The 19,371-nt window shown below is 67.0% G+C and carries 24 protein-coding genes; 9 read left to right on the forward strand and 15 right to left on the reverse strand.

From position 1 onward, the window contains the following. Nucleotides 1-187 precede the first annotated feature (187 nt). The gene (lysA, locus tag VGV41_RS06230) at nucleotides 188-1,450 is read right to left on the reverse strand and encodes a diaminopimelate decarboxylase (protein ID WP_326862872.1); all 1,263 of its coding nucleotides are present in this window, start codon (nucleotides 1,448-1,450) and stop codon (nucleotides 188-190) included. 11 nt (nucleotides 1,451-1,461) lie between these two features. Next, nucleotides 1,462-1,740 carry an LPS translocon maturation chaperone LptM gene (gene lptM, locus VGV41_RS06235; protein WP_326862873.1) on the reverse strand — a complete coding sequence of 93 codons (279 nt, stop codon included), beginning with the start codon at nucleotides 1,738-1,740 and terminating at the stop codon, nucleotides 1,462-1,464. 118 nt (nucleotides 1,741-1,858) lie between these two features. On the opposite strand from lptM, the gene VGV41_RS06240 reads away from it, so the two are divergent. Continuing rightward, entirely contained in the window at nucleotides 1,859-2,170 is a 312-nt protein-coding gene (locus VGV41_RS06240) for a hypothetical protein (protein ID WP_326862874.1), read from the forward strand. 57 nt (nucleotides 2,171-2,227) lie between these two features. Here VGV41_RS06240 and argH read toward each other — a convergent pair whose 3' ends face one another. After that, on the reverse strand, nucleotides 2,228-3,610 hold the full coding sequence (gene argH, locus VGV41_RS06245; protein WP_326862875.1) for an argininosuccinate lyase: 1,383 nt from the start codon (nucleotides 3,608-3,610) through the stop codon (nucleotides 2,228-2,230). A 27-nt stretch (nucleotides 3,611-3,637) separates the two neighbouring features. Between argH and tlpA the strand changes: the two genes are divergently transcribed. Continuing rightward, nucleotides 3,638-4,306, forward strand: coding sequence for a thiol:disulfide interchange protein TlpA (tlpA, locus tag VGV41_RS06250; RefSeq protein ID WP_326862876.1), 669 nt, complete (start codon nucleotides 3,638-3,640; stop codon nucleotides 4,304-4,306). Nucleotides 4,307-4,330: 24 nt separating this feature from the next. Beyond that, on the forward strand, nucleotides 4,331-4,723 hold the full coding sequence (locus VGV41_RS06255) for a rhodanese-like domain-containing protein (RefSeq protein WP_326862877.1): 393 nt from the start codon (nucleotides 4,331-4,333) through the stop codon (nucleotides 4,721-4,723). A 67-nt stretch (nucleotides 4,724-4,790) separates the two neighbouring features. On the opposite strand, the gene VGV41_RS06260 is transcribed toward VGV41_RS06255, so the two are convergent. Beyond that, a complete protein-coding gene (locus tag VGV41_RS06260; RefSeq protein ID WP_326862878.1) occupies nucleotides 4,791-4,991 on the reverse strand; it encodes a hypothetical protein in 201 nt (66 codons plus the stop codon). 87 nt (nucleotides 4,992-5,078) lie between these two features. Here VGV41_RS06260 and VGV41_RS06265 point away from each other — a divergent pair, with 87 nt between their 5' ends. The 3 genes from VGV41_RS06265 to VGV41_RS06275 are packed head-to-tail and all read left to right on the forward strand — an operon-like array spanning nucleotide 5,079 to nucleotide 6,516. Next, a complete protein-coding gene (locus VGV41_RS06265; protein ID WP_326862880.1) occupies nucleotides 5,079-5,510 on the forward strand; it encodes a metalloregulator ArsR/SmtB family transcription factor in 432 nt (143 codons plus the stop codon). Next, complete coding sequence (locus tag VGV41_RS06270) at nucleotides 5,408-5,848, forward strand: SRPBCC domain-containing protein (RefSeq protein ID WP_326862881.1); 441 nt, start codon at nucleotides 5,408-5,410, stop codon at nucleotides 5,846-5,848. Before VGV41_RS06265 ends, VGV41_RS06270 begins: the two co-directional genes overlap by 103 nt. Before the next feature lie 32 nt (nucleotides 5,849-5,880). Further along, nucleotides 5,881-6,516: a glutathione S-transferase family protein gene (locus VGV41_RS06275; RefSeq protein ID WP_326862882.1), complete on the forward strand. Its 636-nt coding sequence runs from the start codon at nucleotides 5,881-5,883 to the stop codon at nucleotides 6,514-6,516. Between the two features lie 114 nt (nucleotides 6,517-6,630). On the opposite strand, the gene VGV41_RS06280 is transcribed toward VGV41_RS06275, so the two are convergent. The 4 genes from VGV41_RS06280 to VGV41_RS06295 all read right to left on the reverse strand — a co-directional run bounded on the left by VGV41_RS06280 (nucleotide 6,631) and on the right by VGV41_RS06295 (nucleotide 10,165). Further along, nucleotides 6,631-7,512, reverse strand: coding sequence for a 3-hydroxybutyryl-CoA dehydrogenase (locus VGV41_RS06280; RefSeq protein WP_326862883.1), 882 nt, complete (start codon nucleotides 7,510-7,512; stop codon nucleotides 6,631-6,633). Nucleotides 7,513-7,630: 118 nt separating this feature from the next. After that, nucleotides 7,631-8,584: an electron transfer flavoprotein subunit alpha/FixB family protein gene (locus VGV41_RS06285; RefSeq protein ID WP_326862884.1), complete on the reverse strand. Its 954-nt coding sequence runs from the start codon at nucleotides 8,582-8,584 to the stop codon at nucleotides 7,631-7,633. A gap of 142 nt (nucleotides 8,585-8,726) precedes the next feature. After that, nucleotides 8,727-9,479, reverse strand: coding sequence for an electron transfer flavoprotein subunit beta/FixA family protein (locus tag VGV41_RS06290; RefSeq protein ID WP_326862885.1), 753 nt, complete (start codon nucleotides 9,477-9,479; stop codon nucleotides 8,727-8,729). Between the two features lie 113 nt (nucleotides 9,480-9,592). After that, nucleotides 9,593-10,165, reverse strand: coding sequence for a cob(I)yrinic acid a,c-diamide adenosyltransferase (locus tag VGV41_RS06295; protein WP_326862886.1), 573 nt, complete (start codon nucleotides 10,163-10,165; stop codon nucleotides 9,593-9,595). A gap of 76 nt (nucleotides 10,166-10,241) precedes the next feature. Between VGV41_RS06295 and VGV41_RS06300 the strand changes: the two genes are divergently transcribed. After that, the gene (locus VGV41_RS06300; RefSeq protein WP_326862887.1) at nucleotides 10,242-10,445 is read left to right on the forward strand and encodes a hypothetical protein; all 204 of its coding nucleotides are present in this window, start codon (nucleotides 10,242-10,244) and stop codon (nucleotides 10,443-10,445) included. Between the two features lie 4 nt (nucleotides 10,446-10,449). On the opposite strand, the gene VGV41_RS06305 is transcribed toward VGV41_RS06300, so the two are convergent. The 6 genes from VGV41_RS06305 to VGV41_RS06330 form a co-directional block, all read right to left on the reverse strand. Continuing rightward, a complete protein-coding gene (locus VGV41_RS06305) occupies nucleotides 10,450-10,644 on the reverse strand; it encodes a twin transmembrane helix small protein (RefSeq protein ID WP_326862888.1) in 195 nt (64 codons plus the stop codon). Nucleotides 10,645-10,711: 67 nt separating this feature from the next. Next, a complete protein-coding gene (locus VGV41_RS06310) occupies nucleotides 10,712-10,963 on the reverse strand; it encodes a hypothetical protein (protein ID WP_326862889.1) in 252 nt (83 codons plus the stop codon). An 84-nt stretch (nucleotides 10,964-11,047) separates the two neighbouring features. Further along, complete coding sequence (locus VGV41_RS06315) at nucleotides 11,048-11,959, reverse strand: alpha/beta hydrolase (RefSeq protein ID WP_326862891.1); 912 nt, start codon at nucleotides 11,957-11,959, stop codon at nucleotides 11,048-11,050. Beyond that, nucleotides 11,956-12,690: an ABC transporter ATP-binding protein gene (locus tag VGV41_RS06320; RefSeq protein ID WP_326862892.1), complete on the reverse strand. Its 735-nt coding sequence runs from the start codon at nucleotides 12,688-12,690 to the stop codon at nucleotides 11,956-11,958. The genes VGV41_RS06315 and VGV41_RS06320 overlap by 4 nt, the downstream gene beginning before the upstream one ends. Next, on the reverse strand, nucleotides 12,687-13,820 hold the full coding sequence (locus tag VGV41_RS06325) for an ABC transporter permease (protein ID WP_326862893.1): 1,134 nt from the start codon (nucleotides 13,818-13,820) through the stop codon (nucleotides 12,687-12,689). The genes VGV41_RS06320 and VGV41_RS06325 overlap by 4 nt, the downstream gene beginning before the upstream one ends. Before the next feature lie 30 nt (nucleotides 13,821-13,850). Then, nucleotides 13,851-15,056, reverse strand: coding sequence for an acyltransferase (locus VGV41_RS06330; RefSeq protein WP_326862894.1), 1,206 nt, complete (start codon nucleotides 15,054-15,056; stop codon nucleotides 13,851-13,853). 199 nt (nucleotides 15,057-15,255) lie between these two features. Here VGV41_RS06330 and VGV41_RS06335 point away from each other — a divergent pair, with 199 nt between their 5' ends. Further along, on the forward strand, nucleotides 15,256-15,912 hold the full coding sequence (locus VGV41_RS06335; RefSeq protein WP_326862895.1) for a DUF2147 domain-containing protein: 657 nt from the start codon (nucleotides 15,256-15,258) through the stop codon (nucleotides 15,910-15,912). 186 nt (nucleotides 15,913-16,098) lie between these two features. After that, nucleotides 16,099-17,901 (forward strand): PHA/PHB synthase family protein, encoded by a 1,803-nt coding sequence (locus VGV41_RS06340; protein WP_326862897.1) that lies wholly within the window; start codon nucleotides 16,099-16,101, stop codon nucleotides 17,899-17,901. Here VGV41_RS06340 and VGV41_RS06345 read toward each other — a convergent pair. Continuing rightward, nucleotides 17,898-18,830 carry an alpha/beta hydrolase gene (locus VGV41_RS06345; protein ID WP_326862898.1) on the reverse strand — a complete coding sequence of 311 codons (933 nt, stop codon included), beginning with the start codon at nucleotides 18,828-18,830 and terminating at the stop codon, nucleotides 17,898-17,900. The genes VGV41_RS06340 and VGV41_RS06345 overlap by 4 nt on opposite strands. Between the last annotated feature and the right edge of the window lie 541 nt (nucleotides 18,831-19,371).

A 19,371-nucleotide genomic window follows, 5' to 3' on the forward strand; every position in this document is an offset into this window, starting at 1 on the left:
CCGCGAGGCTCGTCGTCCATGGTATTCAAGAAGGCGCTCCGTCGCCCGGCCTGCCGGAATCCGTCAACACGCTAACACGCCGGTATTTCCCGGACCACGCGCCTGTTCCGCGGATCCGCCGGTCCGGCATGCGTCAGGTGGGCAACGCTTTGGGTCGGATTGATGGCGGAACGATGCGCCGCCGGCCCTACAGCCAGTCCGGCATTCGGTCGAGCGCGATCAGCGCGTCGACCTCGACGCGCGGGCGGACCAGCGCCCATTCGGCGCCGTTGACCAGCACTTCCGGCACCAGAGGCCGCGTGTTGTAGGTGCCAGCTTGCACGGCGCCATAGGCGCCCGCCGACATCACCGCCAGAAGGGCGCCGGGCGCAGGCTCCGGCAGGTCACGATCCAGTGCGAGGAAATCGCCGCTCTCGCACACCGGCCCGACCACGTCGGCGCGGATGCGCATGCCGTCGGCCGATTCCTGTACCGGCAGGATCGCGTGATAGGCCTCGTACAAGGTCGGCCGGATCAGGTCGTTCATGCCGGCGTCGACGATCACGAAATTCTTCGCCTCGCCGTGCTTCACGAACAGCACGCGCGTGACAAGGATGCCGGCATTGCCCACGATCAGCCGCCCCGGTTCGAAGATCAGCCGGCAGCCAAGATCGCGCGTCGCCTTCTTGACGACCTCGGCATATTGCTCGGGACGCGGCGGCGGCTCATTGTCGTCGCGATAGGGAATGCCCAAGCCGCCGCCGAGATCGACATGTGAGATGCTGTGGCCGTCGGCGCGCAGTTCGCGCACGAAGTCGGCGAGCAGCGCGAAGGCACTGCCGAACGGATCGAGATCGGTGATCTGGCTGCCGATATGCATGTCGACACCGGCGACATGGATGCCGGGGAGCCTGGCCGCCTGCGCGTAGACCTCGCGCGCGCGGCTGATCGGGATGCCGAACTTGTTCTCGGCCTTGCCGGTAGCGATCTTGTGATGCGTCTTGGCGTCGACGTCGGGATTGACGCGCACCGAGACGTGCGCGGACCTGCCCTTCGCCGCGGCGATCTGCGACAGCAGCGCCAGCTCCGGCTCCGACTCGACATTGATGCAGAGGATGCCTTCGTCGATCGCGAGCGCGAGCTCGGCCGCCGTCTTGCCGACGCCGGAGAACATGATCTTCTCCGCCGGGATGCCGGCGGCGCGGGCGCGCTTCAATTCGCCGCCGGAGACGACATCGGCGCCGGCTCCTAACTTCGCCAATGTGCGCAGCACCGCCTGGTTGGAGTTCGCCTTCATGGCGTAGCAGACGAGCGCGTCGACATCGGCGAAGGCGCCGGCGAACACCTTGTAGTGCCGCGTCAGCGTCGCCGTCGAATAGCAATAGAACGGCGTACCCACCGCCGCCGCGAGCGTGTCGAGATTGACCGCCTCGGCGTGCAGGACGCCGTCGCGATAGTCGAAATGATGCATCGCGATTTAGTCTAGTTGAGCATCGGGTCGAGAATGAAGGGCCGGTTCTGCCCTTTCGACGCGATGGGTTTGCCGCTCGAATCGACGCCCGGGTTGTCCGGCGTGCTGCGGCTGCCGATCGGCGCGGCGATCGGCGCGATCAGCCCGCCGTTTGCCTGCGGCTCGACCGCGTTCGACGCGCCCGGCGGCGGATCGAGCGGCCCCTTGCGGCCACAGCCCCCGAGCACGAGCAAAGCGGCCATCGCGGCGACGACAGCTAAACCCCTGAGCGGACGGCAAGATTCGGTCACGTCGGTCTCCTTGAACCGGCTGCACAATAGCAGATTCCGCACAGTTTACAGCCCCTCGCCGGCGTCCGGGCCGGTGCCGGGATGCGGTGCGCGCGGCGCTTTGCTACGGATGCCCTGCATGCAGCCTTTCCGCACCCGGCTCGCCCTCATCCTTCTGCTCGCCGTCGCACCGGCCACCTCGGCGCAGACCCGGTGGGCGACCTATGCCAATGCACGCTTCGGCACCACGGCCGACTACCCCGCCGACCTGTTCAGCCGCCGCGATCCGGAGCCGGAGAACGGCGACGGCGTGCGCCTGCACACCGCCGATGGGCGCTCGACGGTCGACTGCTTCGATCTGACCTATCCGGCGCGCGAGAAGACGACCGAGGACGCCATCGCCGCGCGCATCAGCAAGTCGCTGCGCGCGGGCAAAGGCATCGACGATTGAGATCATCCGGCTGCGCTGAGGACGCGGCGCAAATCGATGCGAGCGCCGTATGTGCGCTTACTTCGCCAGCCGCTTGAGCCACCGGTTCGCCTGCACGCGCACGTTCCTCGGCGCGGTGCCGCCGTAGCTGACGCGGCTCTTCACCGAATTGGTCACCGACAGCACGTTGAACACGTCGTCGGTGATCTTCGGCTCGATGCCTTGCATGTCGGCGAGCGACAGCCGGTGCAGCGGCACGCCCTTCTCCTCGGCCAGCGCGACGACGCGGCCGGTGACGTGATGCGCGTCGCGGAACGGCATCTTGAGCGTGCGCACCAGCCAGTCGGCGAGATCGGTGGCGGTGGCGTAGCCCTCGCCCGCCGCCTTCTTCATCTTCGCCTCGTCCGGCTGAAGATCGGCCACCATTCCGGCAATCGCCGTTATGGACAAAGAGAGCGCGGACAGCGCATCCATCGCGCCTTCCTTGTCCTCCTGCATGTCCTTGGCGTAGGCGAGCGGCAGGCCCTTCATCACGATCAGGATGGCGGTGAGCGCGCCGATGATCCGCCCGGTCTTGGCGCGCACGAGCTCGGCCGCGTCCGGATTGCGCTTCTGCGGCATGATCGAGGAGCCGGTCGTGAATTTGTCCGACAGCTTGACCAGGCCGACGAGTGGCGAGGTCCAGATCACGATCTCCTCGGCGAGCCGCGACAGATGCACGGACGCGATCGCCGCCGCGGCGAGCGTCTCCATGACGAAGTCGCGGTCGGACACGGCGTCGAGCGAGTTCGCCGTCGGCCGGTCGAAGCCGAGCGCCTTTGCCGTCATGTCGCGGTCGAGCGGAAACGACGTGCCGGCGAGCGCGGCGGAGCCGAGCGGCGATTCATTGAGCCTTTTGCGCGCGTCGGCAAAGCGGCCGCGATCGCGCGCCGCCATCTCGACGTAAGCGAGCAGGTGATGGCCGAAGGTGACCGGCTGCGCCGTCTGCAGATGCGTGAAGCCCGGCATCACCGTCGCCGCATGCGCCAGCGCCTTCTCGGCTAGCGTCTTCTGCAGAGCGGCGAACGCGGCGTCGATGGCGTCGATGGTGTCGCGCACCCACAGCCGGAAATCGGTCGCCACCTGGTCGTTGCGCGAGCGCGCGGTGTGCAGCCGGCCGGCCGAGACGCCGATCAGGTCCTTCAGCCGGCTCTCGACGTTCATGTGAATGTCTTCCAGCGCGCGCTGGAACGAGAACTTGCCCGCCTCGATCTCTGACAGGATCGTGTCTAGACCGTGAGCGATCGATTTCGCATCGTCGGCCGCAATGATGCCTTGCTTGGCCAGCATCTCGGCATGGGCCTTGGACGCCATGATGTCCTGGCGGTAGAGATGCCGGTCGAAATCGATGGAGGCGTTGATCTCCTCCATGATGGCATCCGGGCCCGAGGCGAAGCGCCCGCCCCACATCTTGTTGCTCATGACGAAATTCCCGAGGTTCTCCCGATCATGACCGAGCCGAGCCGTCCGAAATCAACGTTTGCCGTCAAACGGTTGGCCCTGGTCCTGGCCGGCGTCCTCGCCGGAATCGTGGTCGGGCTGGCCGGGGTATACGGGATTACGACCCTTTCGCGCAACGATCGGGGCGACAAGGCCTGCCGGCCGGCGGTGGCCCTGGCGCAGAAGATCGCCCCGCTCGCCCGCGGTGAGGTCGCGGCGGTGAACGTCGCCCAGAGCCCGCTGAAGGTGCCGGACCTCACCTTCGAGGACGCCAGCGGCAAGAAACTCGCGCTGGCCGACTTCAAGGGCAAGACGGTGCTCCTCAATCTCTGGGCCACCTGGTGCGTGCCCTGCCGCACGGAGATGCCGACGCTCGATGCGCTCGAAAAGAAGCTCGGCAGCCCGGACTTCCAGGTCGTCGCCGTCAACATCGACACCCGCGACCCCGACAAGCCGAAGCAGTTTCTCAAGCAGATCGGCGTGCACAATCTGACCTACTATACGGACTCGAGCGCCAAGAGCTTCCAGGACCTCAAGGCCGTCGGCAAAGCCTTCGGCATGCCGACGACGATGCTGATCGATCCGCACGGCTGCGAGATCGGCACCATCGCGGGCCCTGCCGAATGGGCGAGCGACGACGCGCTCAAGCTGATCAGGGCCGCGCTCGGCCAGGGCTGATCGCGAACTAATTTGGAGCCGACAATGGCGACGACACTGAAGGACATGATGGCGGCGGCGAACGCGGCGGTGCCGAAGGTCACCCCCGAGGAGGCGCGCGCGCTGATGGCGCAGGGCGCGCTGGTCGTCGACGTGCGCGACGCACCAGAAGTCGAGAAGACCGGCAAGGTCGCCGGCGCGCTGCACGTGTCGCGCGGGATGCTCGAATTCCGCGCCGATCCAGGCTCGCCCTATCACGACAAGACCTTCAGCAAGGACAAGACGATCATCGTCTATTGCGCTTCCGGCGGCCGCTCGGCGTTGTCCGGCAAGACGCTGAAGGATCTCGGCTACGGCGACGTGCGCAATCTCGGCGCGTTCAAGGACTGGGCCGAAAGCGGCGGCGCCGTCGATCACCCGATCGAACCGGGGATGTGACCCGAACGATCCCGTCACCCTGAGCAGCGCGCCTCGGGACGACCGACGAGGCCAGCGGCGCCCGACGCTAAGCGGAAATATCCACATTCCGGCCGACGCCGGCGGTGGTATCGGCGAGCCGCTGTGCATTCTGCGCAGCGGCGTCGATCACCTGCGCGATTGCGCCCTGCGCATCGGCATTCATGCGCACCATCTTCGCGGCGAGCACCATCTGCGCGCCGGCGCTCTGTGCGCCGCTCATCGCCGCGGCGATCGAAGTCGGATTCATGCTTTCTTCTTGCCGTGCAATTCTCAACAAAATGGAAATATCGGCGCCCGGCTTGACACGCGCCCCCGCCGCGATACACTTAACCACATGGTTTACTATTCACCGGCCGTGCTCGACCGCACCTTTGCCGCCCTCGCCGACCCGACGCGGCGCGCGCTGCTGGCACAATTGAGCGAGCGCGACAGCATCTCGGTCAGCGAACTGGCCAAGCCCTTCGCCATGTCGCTGCCGGCGGTGATGAAGCATCTCGACGTGCTCTCCGACGCCGGCCTCGTCACGCGCGAGAAGACGGGCCGCACCGTCGCCTGCCGTCTCGAGGCGGAGCCGATGCGCGCCGCCACCGACTGGCTCAACCATTATCAGCGCTTCTGGAGCGAACAGCTCGACAGTCTCGCCGCATATCTGGAGGAAGACGCATGTCCACCGCAGCAGCCGTCAAGCCGAGCCTCACCATCCGCCGCCGCTTCAAGGCCCCGCCGGCGCGCGTCTTCGCGGCCTGGACGGAGCCGGCGCAAATAGCACGCTGGTTCGGCCCCGGCGGCGTCAAGGTTCTCGAAGCCGTGTTCGAATTGCGCGTCGGCGGCCGCTTCATGGTGCACGGCACCTCGCCGTCCGGGGAGGATCATCGCGTCTCCGGCACCGTGCAGGAGATCGTGCCCGGCCGGAAGGTCTCCTACACGTGGGCGTGGCAATCCACGCCGGAGCGGCAATCGCTCGTCACCGTGGAGTTCAAGCCGGACGGCGACGGCACCGTGCTGACGCTGACGCACGAACAGTTCTTCGATGAAGGCGCGCGCGACCGCCACAACATGGGCTGGACCGCGGCGCTCGAGAAACTCGAAGCCTATCTCGCGTGAAGACCACGAGAACACTACAGGGAGAGGAATTGATGATGAAGCTCTACGGATTTCCACCCTCGCCGCGCACCTGGCAGGTACGCGCCGTCGCCGCGCATCTCGGCATCCCGCTCGACTTCGAGTTCGTCGACCTGACCAAGGGCGCGCAACACGCGCCGGAGTACCGCGCGCTCAATCCGAGCGGCCGCGCGCCGACCCTAGTCGACGGCGACTTCAAGCTGTGGGAGACGGCGGCGATCGCGCAGTACCTCGCCAGCAAGACGCCGAACACGCTGTGGCCGGACGACGTACGCACGCGCGCCGACATCATGCGCTGGCAGAGCTGGCAGATTGCGCACTGGAGCGGCAATGCCTGCGAGCCGCTGCTGGTCGAGCGCATCGTCAAGCAGATCCTCAACGCCGGCCCGCCGGACGCTGGCGTCGTGACGCGCGCGCTCGACGCCTTCCATCGCGAGGCGAAAATGCTCGAGGCGCATCTCGCCAAGCAGCGTTACATCGTCGGCGATGCCATCACCCTCGCCGACTTCGCGGTAGCGCCGACCCTGTTCTACGCCGAGCGCGCCGCCCTGCCGCTCGCCGATTATCCGAATATCCGCGAATGGTTCGGCCGCGTCGCCGCGCTGCCGTGCTGGGCGCAAACCGCGCCGCAGATGGCGGCGGCAGCCTGACACGCACGCTCATTCACAATGTGATCACCGGATCGGGCAGTGCGCCCCTGAACGGGATGGCCGGGACAAGCCCGGCCATGACAGTTGAAAAATGTAAGGAGCTAGAGAGGCCGATCAGCGCGTCGGCACCGGCTTTTCGCCGCGATAGTCGTAGAAGCCGCGCTGCGTCTTTCGGCCGAGCCAGCCGGCCTCGACGTATTTCACCAGCAGCGGGCACGGCCGGTACTTCGAGTCGGCCAGGCCCTCGTGCAGCACCTGCATCACCGAGAGGCAGGTATCGAGGCCGATGAAGTCGGCCAGTTCGAGCGGGCCCATCGGATGGTGCGCGCCGAGCCGCATCGCGGTATCGATCCCCTCGACGTTGCCGACGCCTTCATACAGCGTGTAGATCGCCTCGTTGATCATCGGCAGCAGGATGCGGTTGACGATGAAAGCCGGGAAGTCCTCCGACACGGCGATCGTCTTGCCGAGCTTCGATACGAAAGCCTTCGACGATTCGAAGGTCGGATCGTCGGTGGCGATGCCGCGGATCACCTCGACGAGCTCCATCAGCGGCACCGGATTCATGAAGTGAATGCCGATGAAGCGCTCGGGCCGGTCGGTCGATGAAGCCAGCCGCGTGATCGATATCGACGAGGTGTTGGTGGCGATGATCGCGTCCGGCTTCAGCGAAGCGCACAGGTCGCCGAAGATGCGGCGCTTGACCTCTTCCTTCTCGGTCGCGGTCTCGATGACGAGATCGCATTGCCCGAGGTCGTCGTATTTCTCCGCCGGCTTGATCAGCGCCAGCGCCGCTTTCTTCTCGTCCTCGCCGATGGCCTTCTTCGAGACCTGGCGGGCCATGTTGCCGTTGATGGTCGCCATGCCGGCCTTGATGCGATCCGGCGAAACGTCGTTGAGCATCACCGAATAGCCGGCCAGCGAACAGACATGCGCGATGCCGTTGCCCATCTGGCCCGCGCCGATCACCCCGACAGTCTTGATATTAACGGCCATGTTCCGATCCGATCGATCCGACGTGCGGCGACGGCTTCGCTTGCAAATCCCGTCCGTCTGCCTGTTTCAACTCTACGCCGAACCGCCGGATGTTGCCATCGGCGGCCGGCCTTGCTGTTCAGCGCTTGATCTTGTCGAGCTCCGCCGCCAATTCCGGCAGCGCCTGATAGAGGTCGGCGACCAGGCCGTAATCGGCGACCTGGAAGATCGGCGCCTCCTCGTCCTTGTTGATCGCGACGATGACTTTCGAGTCCTTCATGCCGGCGAGATGCTGGATCGCGCCGGAAATGCCGACCGCGATGTACAGCTCCGGCGCCACCACCTTGCCAGTCTGCCCGACCTGCCAGTCGTTCGGCGCGTAGCCGGCGTCGACCGCGGCGCGCGAGGCGCCCATTGCCGCGCCGAGCTTGTCGGCCACCGGCTCGATATATTTGGTAAAGTTCTCGCGGCTTTGCATGGCGCGGCCGCCGGAAATGATGATCTTCGCCGAGGTCAATTCCGGCCGGTCCGACTTCGACAGCTCCTCGCCGACGAAGCTGGAGAGCCCGGGATCGGCCGCCGCGACGGCGTTCTCGATCGGCGCCGTGCCGGCATCTGACCTTTGGCCCGCCGCCTGGAAGGTCGACGTGCGCACGGTGATGACCTTCTTGGCATCCAACGACTTCACCGTCTGGATGGCGTTGCCGGCATAGATCGGCCGCTCGAACGTGTCAGGGCCGACGACCTTGGTGACGTCGGAAACCTGCATCATGTCGAGCAGCGCGGCCACGCGCGGCATCGTGTTCTTGCCGTTGGTCGTCGCCGGCGCGACGAGCGCATCGTAATTGCCGGCGAGCGAGACGATCAAGGCCGCCGTCGGCTCGGCGAGCTGATGCTCGTAGGCCGCGCCTTCGGCGAGCAGCACCTTGGCGACGCCGTCGAGCTTCGCCGCCGCTTCGGCGGCGGGCTTCGCGTCCTTGCCGGCGACCAGCACGTGCACCTCGGCACCGAGCGCCTTGGCCGCCGTAAGCGCCTTCCTGGTCGCGTCCTTGAGCGATTTGTTGTCGTGTTCGGCGATCAGAAGCGTGGTCATTGCTGTGCCTCCGCACACTCACTTGTCATGGCCGGGCTTGTCCCGGCCATCCCGACTAGGCGGGCACAGTGCGTCTCTAAGCGGGATGCGCGGGTCAAGCCCGCGCATGACAGCGGAGAGGCTTCGGCGATGAGAAGCGTGGTCATGACAGCACCCCCGCTTCGTCTTTGAGCTTCGACACGAGTTCGGCGACCGAGCCGACCTTGGCGCCGGACCTGCGGCCGGCCGGCTCGGCGGTGGTGACCACCTGCAGCCGCGGCGTGACGTCGACGCCGTAATCGGCCGGCGACTTCTCGTCGATCGGCTTCTTCTTCGCCTTCATGATGTTCGGCAGCGATGCGTAGCGCGGCTCGTTGAGGCGCAGGTCGGTGGTGACGATCGCCGGCGCCTTGAGCTTGACCGTCTGCAGGCCGCCGTCGACCTCGCGCGTGACGCTGACCGTCTCGCCGTCGAGCACGAGCTTCGAGGCGAAGGTGCCCTGCGACCAGCCGAGCAGCGCGGCGAGCATCTGGCCGGTCTGGTTCGAGTCGTCGTCGATCGCCTGCTTGCCGAGGATGACGAGCCCGGGCTTCTCGGCGTCGACGATGGCCTTCAGGATCTTGGCGACCGCGAGCGGCTCGATGACGCCATCGGCTTTGACGAGGATGCCGCGGTCGGCGCCCATGGCGAGCGCGGTGCGTATGGTCTCGGACGCCTGCTGCGGCCCGATCGACACCGCGACGATCTCGGTCGCCTTGCCGGCTTCCTTCTGACGGATCGCCTCCTCGACAGCGATCTCGTCGAAGGGGTTCATCGACATCTTGATGTTGGCGAGTTCGACGCCGGAGCCATCCGGCCGGACGCGAATCTTGACGTTGTAATCGACCACCCGTTTGACGGGCACCAGAATCTTCATGATCTGAATCAGCTCCGCGGGGCCGCTATCTCTCTGAATTTCAGGCCCGAAATGGTGCGGCGCACCCTAATAGCGGGCTCTTTCGCGGTCAACGGCGGGCGGCGCGTGGGTCCTCAGCGGTTCTGGCCGGGCGCCCACAGCACGTCGGACGCCCCCATGTCGTTGGCGTGGCGGCTCGCGACGAACAGATAGTCCGACAGCCGGTTCACGTATTGCAGGGAGGGCGCCGACACCCCCTCCCCCGGCTGGTCCATCAGTTCGACCATGATCCGCTCGGCACGCCGGCAGACGGTGCGGGCCAGATGCAGCCAGGCCGCGGCGGCGCTGCCGCCGGGCAGGATGAATGACTTGAGGGGGCTCAGCTCCCCGTTGAGGCGGTCGATCTCACCCTCCAGCCACGCCACCTGCGCCTCGGTGACCGTCAGACGGGCGCCGCCCGGGCCCTTTTCGGACAGGCAGAGGTCGGCCTCGACGTCGAAAAGGTCGTTCTGGATACGCCCCAGCGCGGCATCGAGCATGGAATCTCCGGCGGTATGCAGGCGCGCCAGGCCGAGCACGGCATTGACCTCGTCCAGGGTGCCGTAGGCGTCGACCCGGAGATCGTATTTCTTGCGCCGGGCGCCGGAGCCGAGCGAGGTGGTGCCGTCGTCACCGGTACGCGTGTAGATGCGGTTGAGCACGACCATGCCATGGAACCCTTCGACTCGCCGTCAGGGAGCGCTAATCTGGACTTCTTCGGCAGACGAATACAGGGGGCACGCCATGATCCGTCTCACCGTCATCGCCGCTGCTGCGGCGCTCTTGCTGGCACCCGTCACGGTGCAGGCCTGCGCCGGCGCCGGCGCGCATGCGGCCAAGGCCGCGTCGACCGACTACGCCGCCAAGACGAAGAAGAAGCACGTGCGCAAGGCGGCGAAGTTGAAGAAGGAAAAGGTCGAGTACATGCGCGCGGCGCCGATGAAGTGACGCGCTAGCGGCCCATCGCCCAGATCGTCGCCATGATCACGATGATGGCGACGAATTGCAGCAGCACGCGCAGCCGCATGAGTTGCTGCGAGCGGTTCGGCGAGCCGCCGCGCATCATATTCAAGAGGCCGAGCACGAGCACCGCCGCGACCGCGATGATGGCCGCCGGCACCAGGTAATGGGACATGAAGTGCGACATGCCCGGCTTCTAGCACCATCGCCCGGTGGGGCCAACCGGGCTACGTGGCCGGGCGCGGAGCCCCGCCTCAGGTGTTGCGGGCGCGCAGCCGGTCGATCAGGTCGTACCAGCGCGCCTTCGCCCGTACCGTCTCGCGCAGCGCATCGTCGTAGCCATCCATGCAGGCGACCGAGCAGAACTGCCGTCCCGAGCGCCGCCGCCGGATCATGCCGAACGGTCCGTGACAATGCGCGCAGCGGGCGCGGCGCGCCGGCGCGGTGTTCGGTTCGGAAAATGCGTCTGCGCCCGGCACGTGCCGGACGTCCATGGATTCGATCATCGGAAGGCCGTCTCGTGTGCGGGCGTCGTCTAAGCCGCTAACGTGACGGTGGCGTGAAGGTTTCCCCCGTGTGCACGCTTTCCGTCACGTCGTCGTGCGCGCCAGGAACCGGGCGATCTCGTCGATCGCCGCGCGCGCCTCGGGCAGCACCGGCGCGAGCAGGTGCCACACATGCGGCATCTTCGGCCACACTTGCAATTCGACGGCGCAGCCGGCCTCGCGCATCGCCTGCGCCATGCGCACCGCATCGTCGCGCAGGATCTCGTCGCTGCCGGCCTGGATCAAGGTCGGCGGCAGCCCGCGCGGATCGCCATAGAGCGGCGAGACATAGGGGTCGCGCGCGTCGGCGCCGCCGATGTAGCCGGCCGCGAAGCGCGGCACGTCGGCAGCCACCAGCATCGGATCGCTGGCCGCGTTGTCGCGGAAGGACGCGCCGGTGAGCGCGAGATCGGTCCATGGCGACAGCGCCACCGCGGCCGCCGGCAGCGGCAGGCCGCTGTCGCGCAATTTCAGCATGGTCGCCAACGTCAGTCCGCCGCCGGCGGAATCACCCATGATAAAGGCGTGCTGCGGGTCGGCGCGGCGCGCCAGCAGCCACTGCCAGGCGGCCACGGCATCGTCGAGCGCCGCCGGATACGGGTGCTCGGGCGCACGGCGGTAGGCGATGACGAGCACGCGCGCCCGCGCCGCGTCGGCGATACGCCAGGTGAAATGCCGATAGAGCCGCGGCGAGCCCACCGTGTAAGCGCCGCCGTGCAGATAGAGGACGTGCCGCTCGGGCGACGAGCGCGGCGTCGACACCAGATGCGCGCGCACGCCTCCGGCGTCGACGAACTCGGTGTGCGTGCCGCGCGGCGGCGGCGGCACCAGCGCCTCCGTGCGCCGGAACGAGCGGCGGATGTCGTCGATGGTGAGATGGCGCTGCGAGCGTTTGATGAAGGCGCGGTAGGCGGCGCGGATGAGCCTTGCGCGCAGGCTGATCCGGTCGCGGATCATCGCGGCGCGCCGGCCGCCGCCCGCAGGTTCTCGGGCCGCGCCGAATTCTCCTCGACGCGCACGATGCGGCCATCCTCGATGTGATGGATTCGGTCGGCGAAGGTCGACAGCCGCGAGTCGTGCGTCACCACCAGCACGCCGCGGCCGGGCTCCCTGGCGATGTCCGCCAGGATGCCCATGATCGCCTGTCCGTTCTCGCTGTCGAGCGCGGCGGTCGGCTCGTCGGCGAGGATCGCGGACGGATCGGAAACGATGGCGCGCGCGATCGCCACGCGCTGCTGCTCGCCGCCGCTCATCTCGCGCGGATACGATTTGATCTTGTGCGACAGGCCGACGCGCGCCAGCGCATCGAGCGCGCGCGCACGCGCTTTCTCGCCCTGCTCGCCGCGCACGTCGAGCGCGAGCTGGATGTTTTCGGCCGCGGTCAGCGTCGGGAACAGATGATACGACTGGAAGATGAAGCCGATGTGATTGCGCCGCAATTCGGCCAGCCGCTCGGCCCCGGCATTCTCGGTCGGATGGCCGCAGACATGCACGGTGCCCGAGGTCGGCGCCAGCATGCAGCCGAGCACGGACAACAAGGTGGTCTTGCCGCTGCCGGACGGCCCCATCAGCAGCGTCAGCTCGCCGCCATGCAGCGACAGATCGACGCCGCGCAACGCGTGCACTTCGCCGGCGCCGTGGCCCAGCACCTTCGCGACACCCTTCGCTTCGAGGACCGGATCGCTCATCGCGAGAACACCACGACAGGATCGATACGCACCACGCGCAGGATGGCCGTGAAGGCCGAGGCGACGCACATCACCACGGTCAGCAGGAAGATGGCGCCCATCAGCCACGGCGTGATCACGACCGGCAGCGAGCCGCTGCGCGTGAACAGGACCACCGCATAGCCGATGATCGCGGCAAGAACGAAGCCGATCACGGCGTTGAGCAGCGCCTGGTACATGATGACCTTGTAGATGTAGCGATTGGAGGAGCCAATGGCGCGCAGTGTCGCGAACTCCTCGATGTGATCCTTGGTGCTGGAATAAAGCGTCTGCGCCACGATCACGGTGCCGACGATGACGCCGAGCAACGCGCCGGCGAACAAGGCGGTGCCGGCGCCGGTGCCGAACAGCCAGAAAGTGCGGCTGCGCTCGGCGAACTGCCCCTGGGTCAGGACTTCATAGGTCGGGCTCTGCGCCTCGATCGCCTTGCTCACCTGCGCCGCATCGGCGCCGGGCTTCAGCTTGATGAGGAAGTAGTTGGCGTAGGTCTTCGGGATGCCGATGTAGGTGCGCGCCCGGTTCATGTCGACGAACACGTAAGGCGTCGTCGTGAACGACCTGATCCCCTGGGTGAGCACCGTCACCTTCACCGGCTGGCCGCGGATTTCGGCGGTCGAGCCGATGCCGCTGGTGCCGAGCCGCTCGTGATAGGTCTCGTCGACCGCGACCGCGTCTTCCTGCGAGAGCGAATCCACCGAGCCCTTCACCACGTCCCACGGCCGCAGGCCGATGCCGTTGAGATTGGAGCCGACGATGAAGACCGGCGTGATGGCGCCGCTCTTCATGTGCCAATCGGAAAAGCCGATCACCAGAGGTTCGGCGCTGGCGACGCCGGGAATCGCCTGATAGGCGCCCTGCTTGCGCGCGTCGATCAGGGACGGATCCTCGAAGCACTTGGTGCCGCGGCGCATGACCCACAGGTCGGCGTCGGAACGATCGATCATGCGCGTCACCATGTGACCGAAGCCGAGGTAGAGGCCCATCTGCACCATCACCAGCACCACGGAAAAGACGATGCCGATGGTGGTGGCGACGAAGCGAAGCCGGTCATGAAGGAGATTGCGCGAGGCAAGCGTGAAGTTCAGCGGCATGCGGATTTTCTTTGCGTCGTCGTCGGAGCGTCAGCGCGAGACAGTCCAGGCCGGCCGTTTCGCCGCGAGCGCCTCGGAACCGGCGATGAGCCGGTTGAACCCGGCGCTGGCGGACCAGCTCAGCGCCATGCTGCCAGCGAACACCAGGAAGGCCTTGGTCAGGGCGTTAAGATCGGCCGGCAGCAGCGTGTACTGCAGCCAGACCACGAAGACATAGTGAACGAGGTACATGCCGTAAGCGTTCGCCGACAGGCTGTCGAGGACCCAGGAACGCCGGCGGCTGAACCGCAGGAATACCGCCAGCATGAACAGTCCGCCGGCGATGCAGGCCGGGGGATAGGTGAGCGTCGACGCGACCTTCGCCATCCAGCCCGCGCTCTGCCAGTCGGGCATGGTCAGCGAGGTCAGTCCGGCCCAGACGAAGAACATCAGCAAGGCGGCGCAGGTCCAGCCGAGCCATTGCCGCGCCAGCGGCCCCTCGCAGGAGAGCAGGCCGTGGCCGATGCCGCGGCTGCCGAGCGAGAAGCCGGCGAAGAAGACGAGGATGTAAATGAGCGGCCGGCAGAGCTGCAGCCCGAACGGCCCGACCTCCTGCCACTGCCAGGGCGAATAGATGAGCGCAAGCGGCGCATAAGCGAGAATCGCGACGCCGGAGAGCACGGCGAAGTATTGCAGCGGCCGGGTCCCCGCCCAGTCGGCGAAGCCGCGGCAGACGCGCAGCAGCGCGGGCCACATCGCGTAGAGACCGACCGCCATCAGGTTGAGGACCAGAAGCTGCCAGAGGAACCATTCGGGGCCGGTCGGCCAGAACGGCAAGGACAGCCAGGCGTCCCAGAACCGCGACAGGTCGGCGCCGGCGGTGCGCACCGCATAGGCCGGATAGAGTGAGATCGGACTGAGGAAGGCGACCGCCAGCACGAAAGGCAGGCCGATGCGCCGCAGCCGGTCGAGAAGGTAGACGCGGGTCCCTTTGCGCTCGAGACTGGGTCCGGTCAGCAGCCCCGAAAGAAAGAACATCAGCGCCATGAGGCTGACGTCCTGGGTGGCGCAGAAGATATCGAAGCCGAGCCAGCGATGCGCATCGGCGATCGGGAAGGCTTCCCATGTATACGGGGCCTGCGCGAACGCGACCGGCTGCGGAATGTTAACCAGATAAGCGAGGCAGGAGTGGAACGCGAGCACGATGACGATGACAACGGCACGCAGATTGCTCAGAGCCAGACTTGATTTGGACATGAGCGATGCCGTTTCCGATTCGTTGGAATTCGCGCCCAGCTTGGACAGCCCCATCGATTGCCGTTAACGTCCCCAAGGTTCCGAGAGTTCCAAGTTATCAGTTTCGCAGCAACACCTTTTTGCCTTCGCGAAACAGCCATATTTAGCGGTGATTGGTACACGCTCTGCTATTCGTACGGGGAATGAGATGAAAGCGCGCATGGCGATGCTTTTACTGGCCGCGGTTGCCGGTCTCGGGACGGCGCGGGCGCAGAATGCCTATTGGCAGCCCTCGCGGGCACAACAGCCTGCCCCGACGCAGCAATACTTGCCGCCGCAGCGGCAGGGGGCTGTCGCCCCGATCGCGCAGCCGCCGACCGTGGCCGGACTGTGGGAGAAACGCGCCGACGGCAAGCCGGTCATTTGGGTGCTGTTCGTCGACGACGGCAACGGCGTCTATGAAGGCGCCATGGCCAAGGCGTTTCCGCGGCCATTCGATCCGCCGCACCCGATCTGCAGCAAGTGCACCGACGACCGGCGCAACCAGCCGATGCTCGGCATTTCGTTCATCCGCGACATGAAGCGGAATGGTCTGCAGTACGAGGGCGGCAGCATTCTCGATCCGCGCGACGGCAACATCTATCACGCGCAGATGACGTTGAGCCCGGACGGCCAGACGCTGACCGTGCGCGGCTATCTCGGCATTCCGTTGTTCGGCATGGACGAAACCTGGCAGCGCCTCCCCGACTCGGACATCGCGACGCTCGATCCGGACGTGTTGGCGAAGTACATGCCGCAAGCGCTGCCGCCGCAGGAGCAGGCGGCCGCCGCCAAGTCGCGCAGCAAGCCGCTGCCGCGCGCCCGCCCGACCCATTAAGCACGCCGCTGCCGCGCGCAGTCGCACGAATACCCCCTGACCTCGGCACGGCTTGACGACCGTCAAGCCGAATCGCCGCTCCCGTGCAGCAAATCAAGCAATCCCGACTGCATCGTCGCGCGCCGCGGCGGCACCGTCCTTGATCGACGTCAAACGTCCTTCGCGCGCCCGGCGCATACTGCCGCCATGTCCGAAGCCACCCTGGTGCCTGCGCCACCCGCGCCCGTCACGGAACCGCCGCTCGGCTGTCCGCCGCCCGAACAGCGCGACGTCGACCTGCCGTCGTTCGAGACGCTCAATCGCATCTGGCGCGCGCTCGCCGCGCGCGTCACGCAGGGCATATCGCCGCACGCCGAATTCAACGCCTGGCTCGACTGGCTGTCGCATCTGTCGCGCGCACCCGGGCGTCAGCTCGAGCTCGCCGCGCTGGCGCAAATATACGCCGCGCGGCTTGCCAGCTTCGCCTTGCACGATGGCGCCGCGGCAGCGCCCTTCGCCCCGCTCCCGGGTGACCGCCGCTTCGAGGATCCGGCCTGGACCAAGGCGCCGTATCGCTATTTCCAGCAGGCCTTCCTGGCGCAGGAAGCATGGTGGCGCGAAGCGACCAAGGTCGTGCGCGGCATGCAGCCGAAGGACGCCAAGCGCGCCGCCTTCATGGCGCGGCAACTGCTCGACGCCGTGTCGCCGTCGAACATCCCGTGGCTCAATCCGGTGGTGGTGGAGCGAACGCTCACCGAGCACGGCGCCAATCTGGTGCAGGGCTGGGGCAATTTCGTCGCGGACGTCGAGCGCGCACTGACCTTGTCGCCGCCGCCGGCGCCGCAAGGTTTCGAGATCGGCAAGGACATCGCCGTCACGCCGGGCAAGGTCGTCTACCGCAACGAGCTCATCGAGCTCATCCAGTATTCGCCGGCGACGGCCGACGTCGCCGCCGAGCCGATCCTGATCGTGCCGGCGTGGATCATGAAATACTACGTCCTCGACCTGCTGCCCGAACATTCGCTGGTGCGCTTCCTCACCGAGCGCGGCTTCACCGTGTTCATGGTCTCGTGGCGCAATCCGACCGAGAAGGACCGCGACCTCACGCTCGGCCACTACCGCGGCGAAGGCGTGATGGCCGCGCTCGAGACCATCAACACCATCATGCCCGGCCGCAAGGTGCACGCCTGCGGCTACTGCATCGGCGGCACACTGCTGTCGATCGCCGCCGCCACCATGGCGCGCGACGGCGACGATCGGCTCGCTACCGTGACGCTGCTCGCGGCGCAGACCGATTTCAGCGAGGCCGGCGACCTCATGCTGTTCGTCGACGAAAGCCAGATCGCCTTCCTCGAGGACATGATGTGGGACCAGGGCGTCCTCGATACCAAGCAGATGGCGGCCGCCTTCCAGCTGTTGCGCTCCAACGACCTGATCTGGTCGCGCTCGATGCGGCAGTATTTGCTCGGCGAACGCGACCCCGAGACCGACCTGACCGTCTGGAACGCCGACCAGACGCGCATGCCCTATCGCATGCACTCGCAGTACCTGCGCGCGCTGTTCCTGGAGAATCGCCTCACCGCCGGCCGCTATGCCGTCGGCGACCGCGTCATCACGCTCAAGGATTTGCGCGTGCCGATGTTCGTCGTCGGTACCGAGACCGACCACATCGCGCCGTGGAAGTCCGTCTATAAAGTAAGCCTGTTCACCGACACCGAATTGACTTTCGTGCTCACCAATGGCGGGCACAATGCCGGCATCGTCTCCGAGCCCGGCCATCGCGGCCGGCATTATCTGCATGCGACGCGCAATCCGGGCGAGCGCTACCTCGATCCCGACACCTGGGCGACGCGGGCCGCGCACACGGAAGGCTCGTGGTGGACGGAATGGGCGTCATGGCTGTCCGCGCGCAGCACGCCGGACCGTGTCGCACCGCCGCCGATGGGCGCGCCGGAGCACGATCTGCCGCCGCTGTGCCCGGCGCCGGGCACTTACGTCTTCGGACATTAGCCGGCGCGTGCCTGCCGCGCCGTGACCCGCCACACGAACGCGTCGACGTCGCGCAGAACCGGCGCGAGGAGCCGCAGTCCCGGCGCGAAGGCGCCGATCAGCGTGAAATGATTGACGCGGCCATAGCTGCGCTCCTCGACGCGGCCGCCCATCTCGCGGATGCGCGCGGCGAAGCGCTTCGAATTGCCCGGTTCGACCAGCACGTCGCGCTGCGCGGTGATGAGCAGCGCCGGCGGCTCCCGGCCGGTGACGAACGAGATCGGCTGCGTCTCGGCGCGGCCCGGACCGCCGAAGATCGCCTGCAGCACGCGGCTCTCGATCGGCAGGAAGTCGTAAGGGCCGGCGAGGCCGATGAGCCCGGCGAGGTCGCGATGCGCGTCGAGGCCGGCGGCCGCGAGCCATTGCGGATCGCAAGCAAGCATGGCCGCGATATGCGCACCGGCCGAATGCCCCATCACCACGAGACGCTCCGGATCGGCGCCCCACTCCGACGCATGCGTGCGCGCGAAGGCCACGGCGCGCGCCGAGTCCTCGAGGAAGGCCGGAAAGCGCGCCGCGGGATAGACGCTGTAATCCGGCACCACGGTGACGATGCCCTGCGCCGCCAGCGAAGCGCCGAGAAAAGCGTAGAGGTCGCGCGCGCCGCTCTGCCAGCTGCCGCCGTAGAAGAAGACGACCATCGGCGCGCGGTCGCCGCGGCGCGGGCGATAGACGTCGAGTTGCTGGCGCGGCGCGTTGCCGTAGGCGAGCGATTTATGGTGTTGAAAGCGGCCGGCCGGCGTCCACAGATTGAGCAGGTCGGCGGCGGAGAAGCCGCGCTCGGCCCAGCGCTCGCGCAGGCGCGGCCGGCGCGCGTGCAGCGCATCCGCATGGGCAGGCGATGAAGCACGCCGTACAGTCGCCGATGTCAGCTTCTTCCGACCAGGCAAATTCCGTCTCCTCGCGCATTCACCATGGCCGTGAACGCGTCGCCAATATGGCGATCGGTCCGCGCCGCCGCCAGCAACCTTTCCCATTATCAGGCGGGCGCCCGGACTGCTCGGCCTCTCGCCGCCCTCGTCTCGCCCCATAGGGCGACCCGGGCAGCGGCCTCCCGGTTCGAGACGCGCCGCAATGCAGCACAAATTCTTTTCAACGGACTATTGACCTACTAGGCTGATATGCCTATTATGCGCCCGTCCTGCTCTTCAAGGGGCGTCACCGGAGACGTGCCGAGGACGGAGCAGCGGTGAGACGGGGGGCCGGAGATGCGGCCTCGGTCTCATCGGACGAAACGGGGAAACCCGGTTCGTCGATGCGGCGCCCGCGGGCGGGGCTCGTAACCCCAGCCCCCGGGAGGCCTTGGCCAGCCGTCCGCCGGCATTACGACCGGCTGCCCGCAGTTCTACGGAACGATGGGCTGCACGCGGCGGCGACGAAGGAGCGGTGGCCACCGCTCCGGATCGGGGGCTTGAACACGGGCCCCGTCGC

It is taken from the genome of Pseudolabrys sp., from assembly GCF_035943735.1.
GTDB lineage: Bacteria > Pseudomonadota > Alphaproteobacteria > Rhizobiales > Xanthobacteraceae > Pseudolabrys.

What these genes read in the sequence shown, in the direction of transcription:
- lysA (WP_326862872.1), bottom strand. Translation starts at nt 1,450, where the DNA reads ATGCATCATTTCGACTATCGCGACGGCGTCCTGCACGCCGAGGCGGTC.
- VGV41_RS06240 (WP_326862874.1), top strand. Translation starts at nt 1,859, where the DNA reads ATGCAGCCTTTCCGCACCCGGCTCGCCCTCATCCTTCTGCTCGCCGTC.
- argH (WP_326862875.1), bottom strand. Translation starts at nt 3,610, where the DNA reads ATGAGCAACAAGATGTGGGGCGGGCGCTTCGCCTCGGGCCCGGATGCC.
- tlpA (WP_326862876.1), top strand. Translation starts at nt 3,638, where the DNA reads ATGACCGAGCCGAGCCGTCCGAAATCAACGTTTGCCGTCAAACGGTTG.
- VGV41_RS06255 (WP_326862877.1), top strand. Translation starts at nt 4,331, where the DNA reads ATGGCGACGACACTGAAGGACATGATGGCGGCGGCGAACGCGGCGGTG.
- VGV41_RS06260 (WP_326862878.1), bottom strand. Translation starts at nt 4,991, where the DNA reads ATGAATCCGACTTCGATCGCCGCGGCGATGAGCGGCGCACAGAGCGCC.
- VGV41_RS06265 (WP_326862880.1), top strand. Translation starts at nt 5,079, where the DNA reads ATGGTTTACTATTCACCGGCCGTGCTCGACCGCACCTTTGCCGCCCTC.
- VGV41_RS06270 (WP_326862881.1), top strand. Translation starts at nt 5,408, where the DNA reads ATGTCCACCGCAGCAGCCGTCAAGCCGAGCCTCACCATCCGCCGCCGC.
- VGV41_RS06275 (WP_326862882.1), top strand. Translation starts at nt 5,881, where the DNA reads ATGATGAAGCTCTACGGATTTCCACCCTCGCCGCGCACCTGGCAGGTA.
- VGV41_RS06280 (WP_326862883.1), bottom strand. Translation starts at nt 7,512, where the DNA reads ATGGCCGTTAATATCAAGACTGTCGGGGTGATCGGCGCGGGCCAGATG.
- VGV41_RS06285 (WP_326862884.1), bottom strand. Translation starts at nt 8,584, where the DNA reads ATGACCACGCTTCTGATCGCCGAACACGACAACAAATCGCTCAAGGAC.
- VGV41_RS06290 (WP_326862885.1), bottom strand. Translation starts at nt 9,479, where the DNA reads ATGAAGATTCTGGTGCCCGTCAAACGGGTGGTCGATTACAACGTCAAG.
- VGV41_RS06295 (WP_326862886.1), bottom strand. Translation starts at nt 10,165, where the DNA reads ATGGTCGTGCTCAACCGCATCTACACGCGTACCGGTGACGACGGCACC.
- VGV41_RS06300 (WP_326862887.1), top strand. Translation starts at nt 10,242, where the DNA reads ATGATCCGTCTCACCGTCATCGCCGCTGCTGCGGCGCTCTTGCTGGCA.
- VGV41_RS06305 (WP_326862888.1), bottom strand. Translation starts at nt 10,644, where the DNA reads ATGTCGCACTTCATGTCCCATTACCTGGTGCCGGCGGCCATCATCGCG.
- VGV41_RS06310 (WP_326862889.1), bottom strand. Translation starts at nt 10,963, where the DNA reads ATGATCGAATCCATGGACGTCCGGCACGTGCCGGGCGCAGACGCATTT.
- VGV41_RS06315 (WP_326862891.1), bottom strand. Translation starts at nt 11,959, where the DNA reads ATGATCCGCGACCGGATCAGCCTGCGCGCAAGGCTCATCCGCGCCGCC.
- VGV41_RS06320 (WP_326862892.1), bottom strand. Translation starts at nt 12,690, where the DNA reads ATGAGCGATCCGGTCCTCGAAGCGAAGGGTGTCGCGAAGGTGCTGGGC.
- VGV41_RS06325 (WP_326862893.1), bottom strand. Translation starts at nt 13,820, where the DNA reads ATGCCGCTGAACTTCACGCTTGCCTCGCGCAATCTCCTTCATGACCGG.
- VGV41_RS06330 (WP_326862894.1), bottom strand. Translation starts at nt 15,056, where the DNA reads ATGTCCAAATCAAGTCTGGCTCTGAGCAATCTGCGTGCCGTTGTCATC.
- VGV41_RS06335 (WP_326862895.1), top strand. Translation starts at nt 15,256, where the DNA reads ATGGCGATGCTTTTACTGGCCGCGGTTGCCGGTCTCGGGACGGCGCGG.
- VGV41_RS06340 (WP_326862897.1), top strand. Translation starts at nt 16,099, where the DNA reads ATGTCCGAAGCCACCCTGGTGCCTGCGCCACCCGCGCCCGTCACGGAA.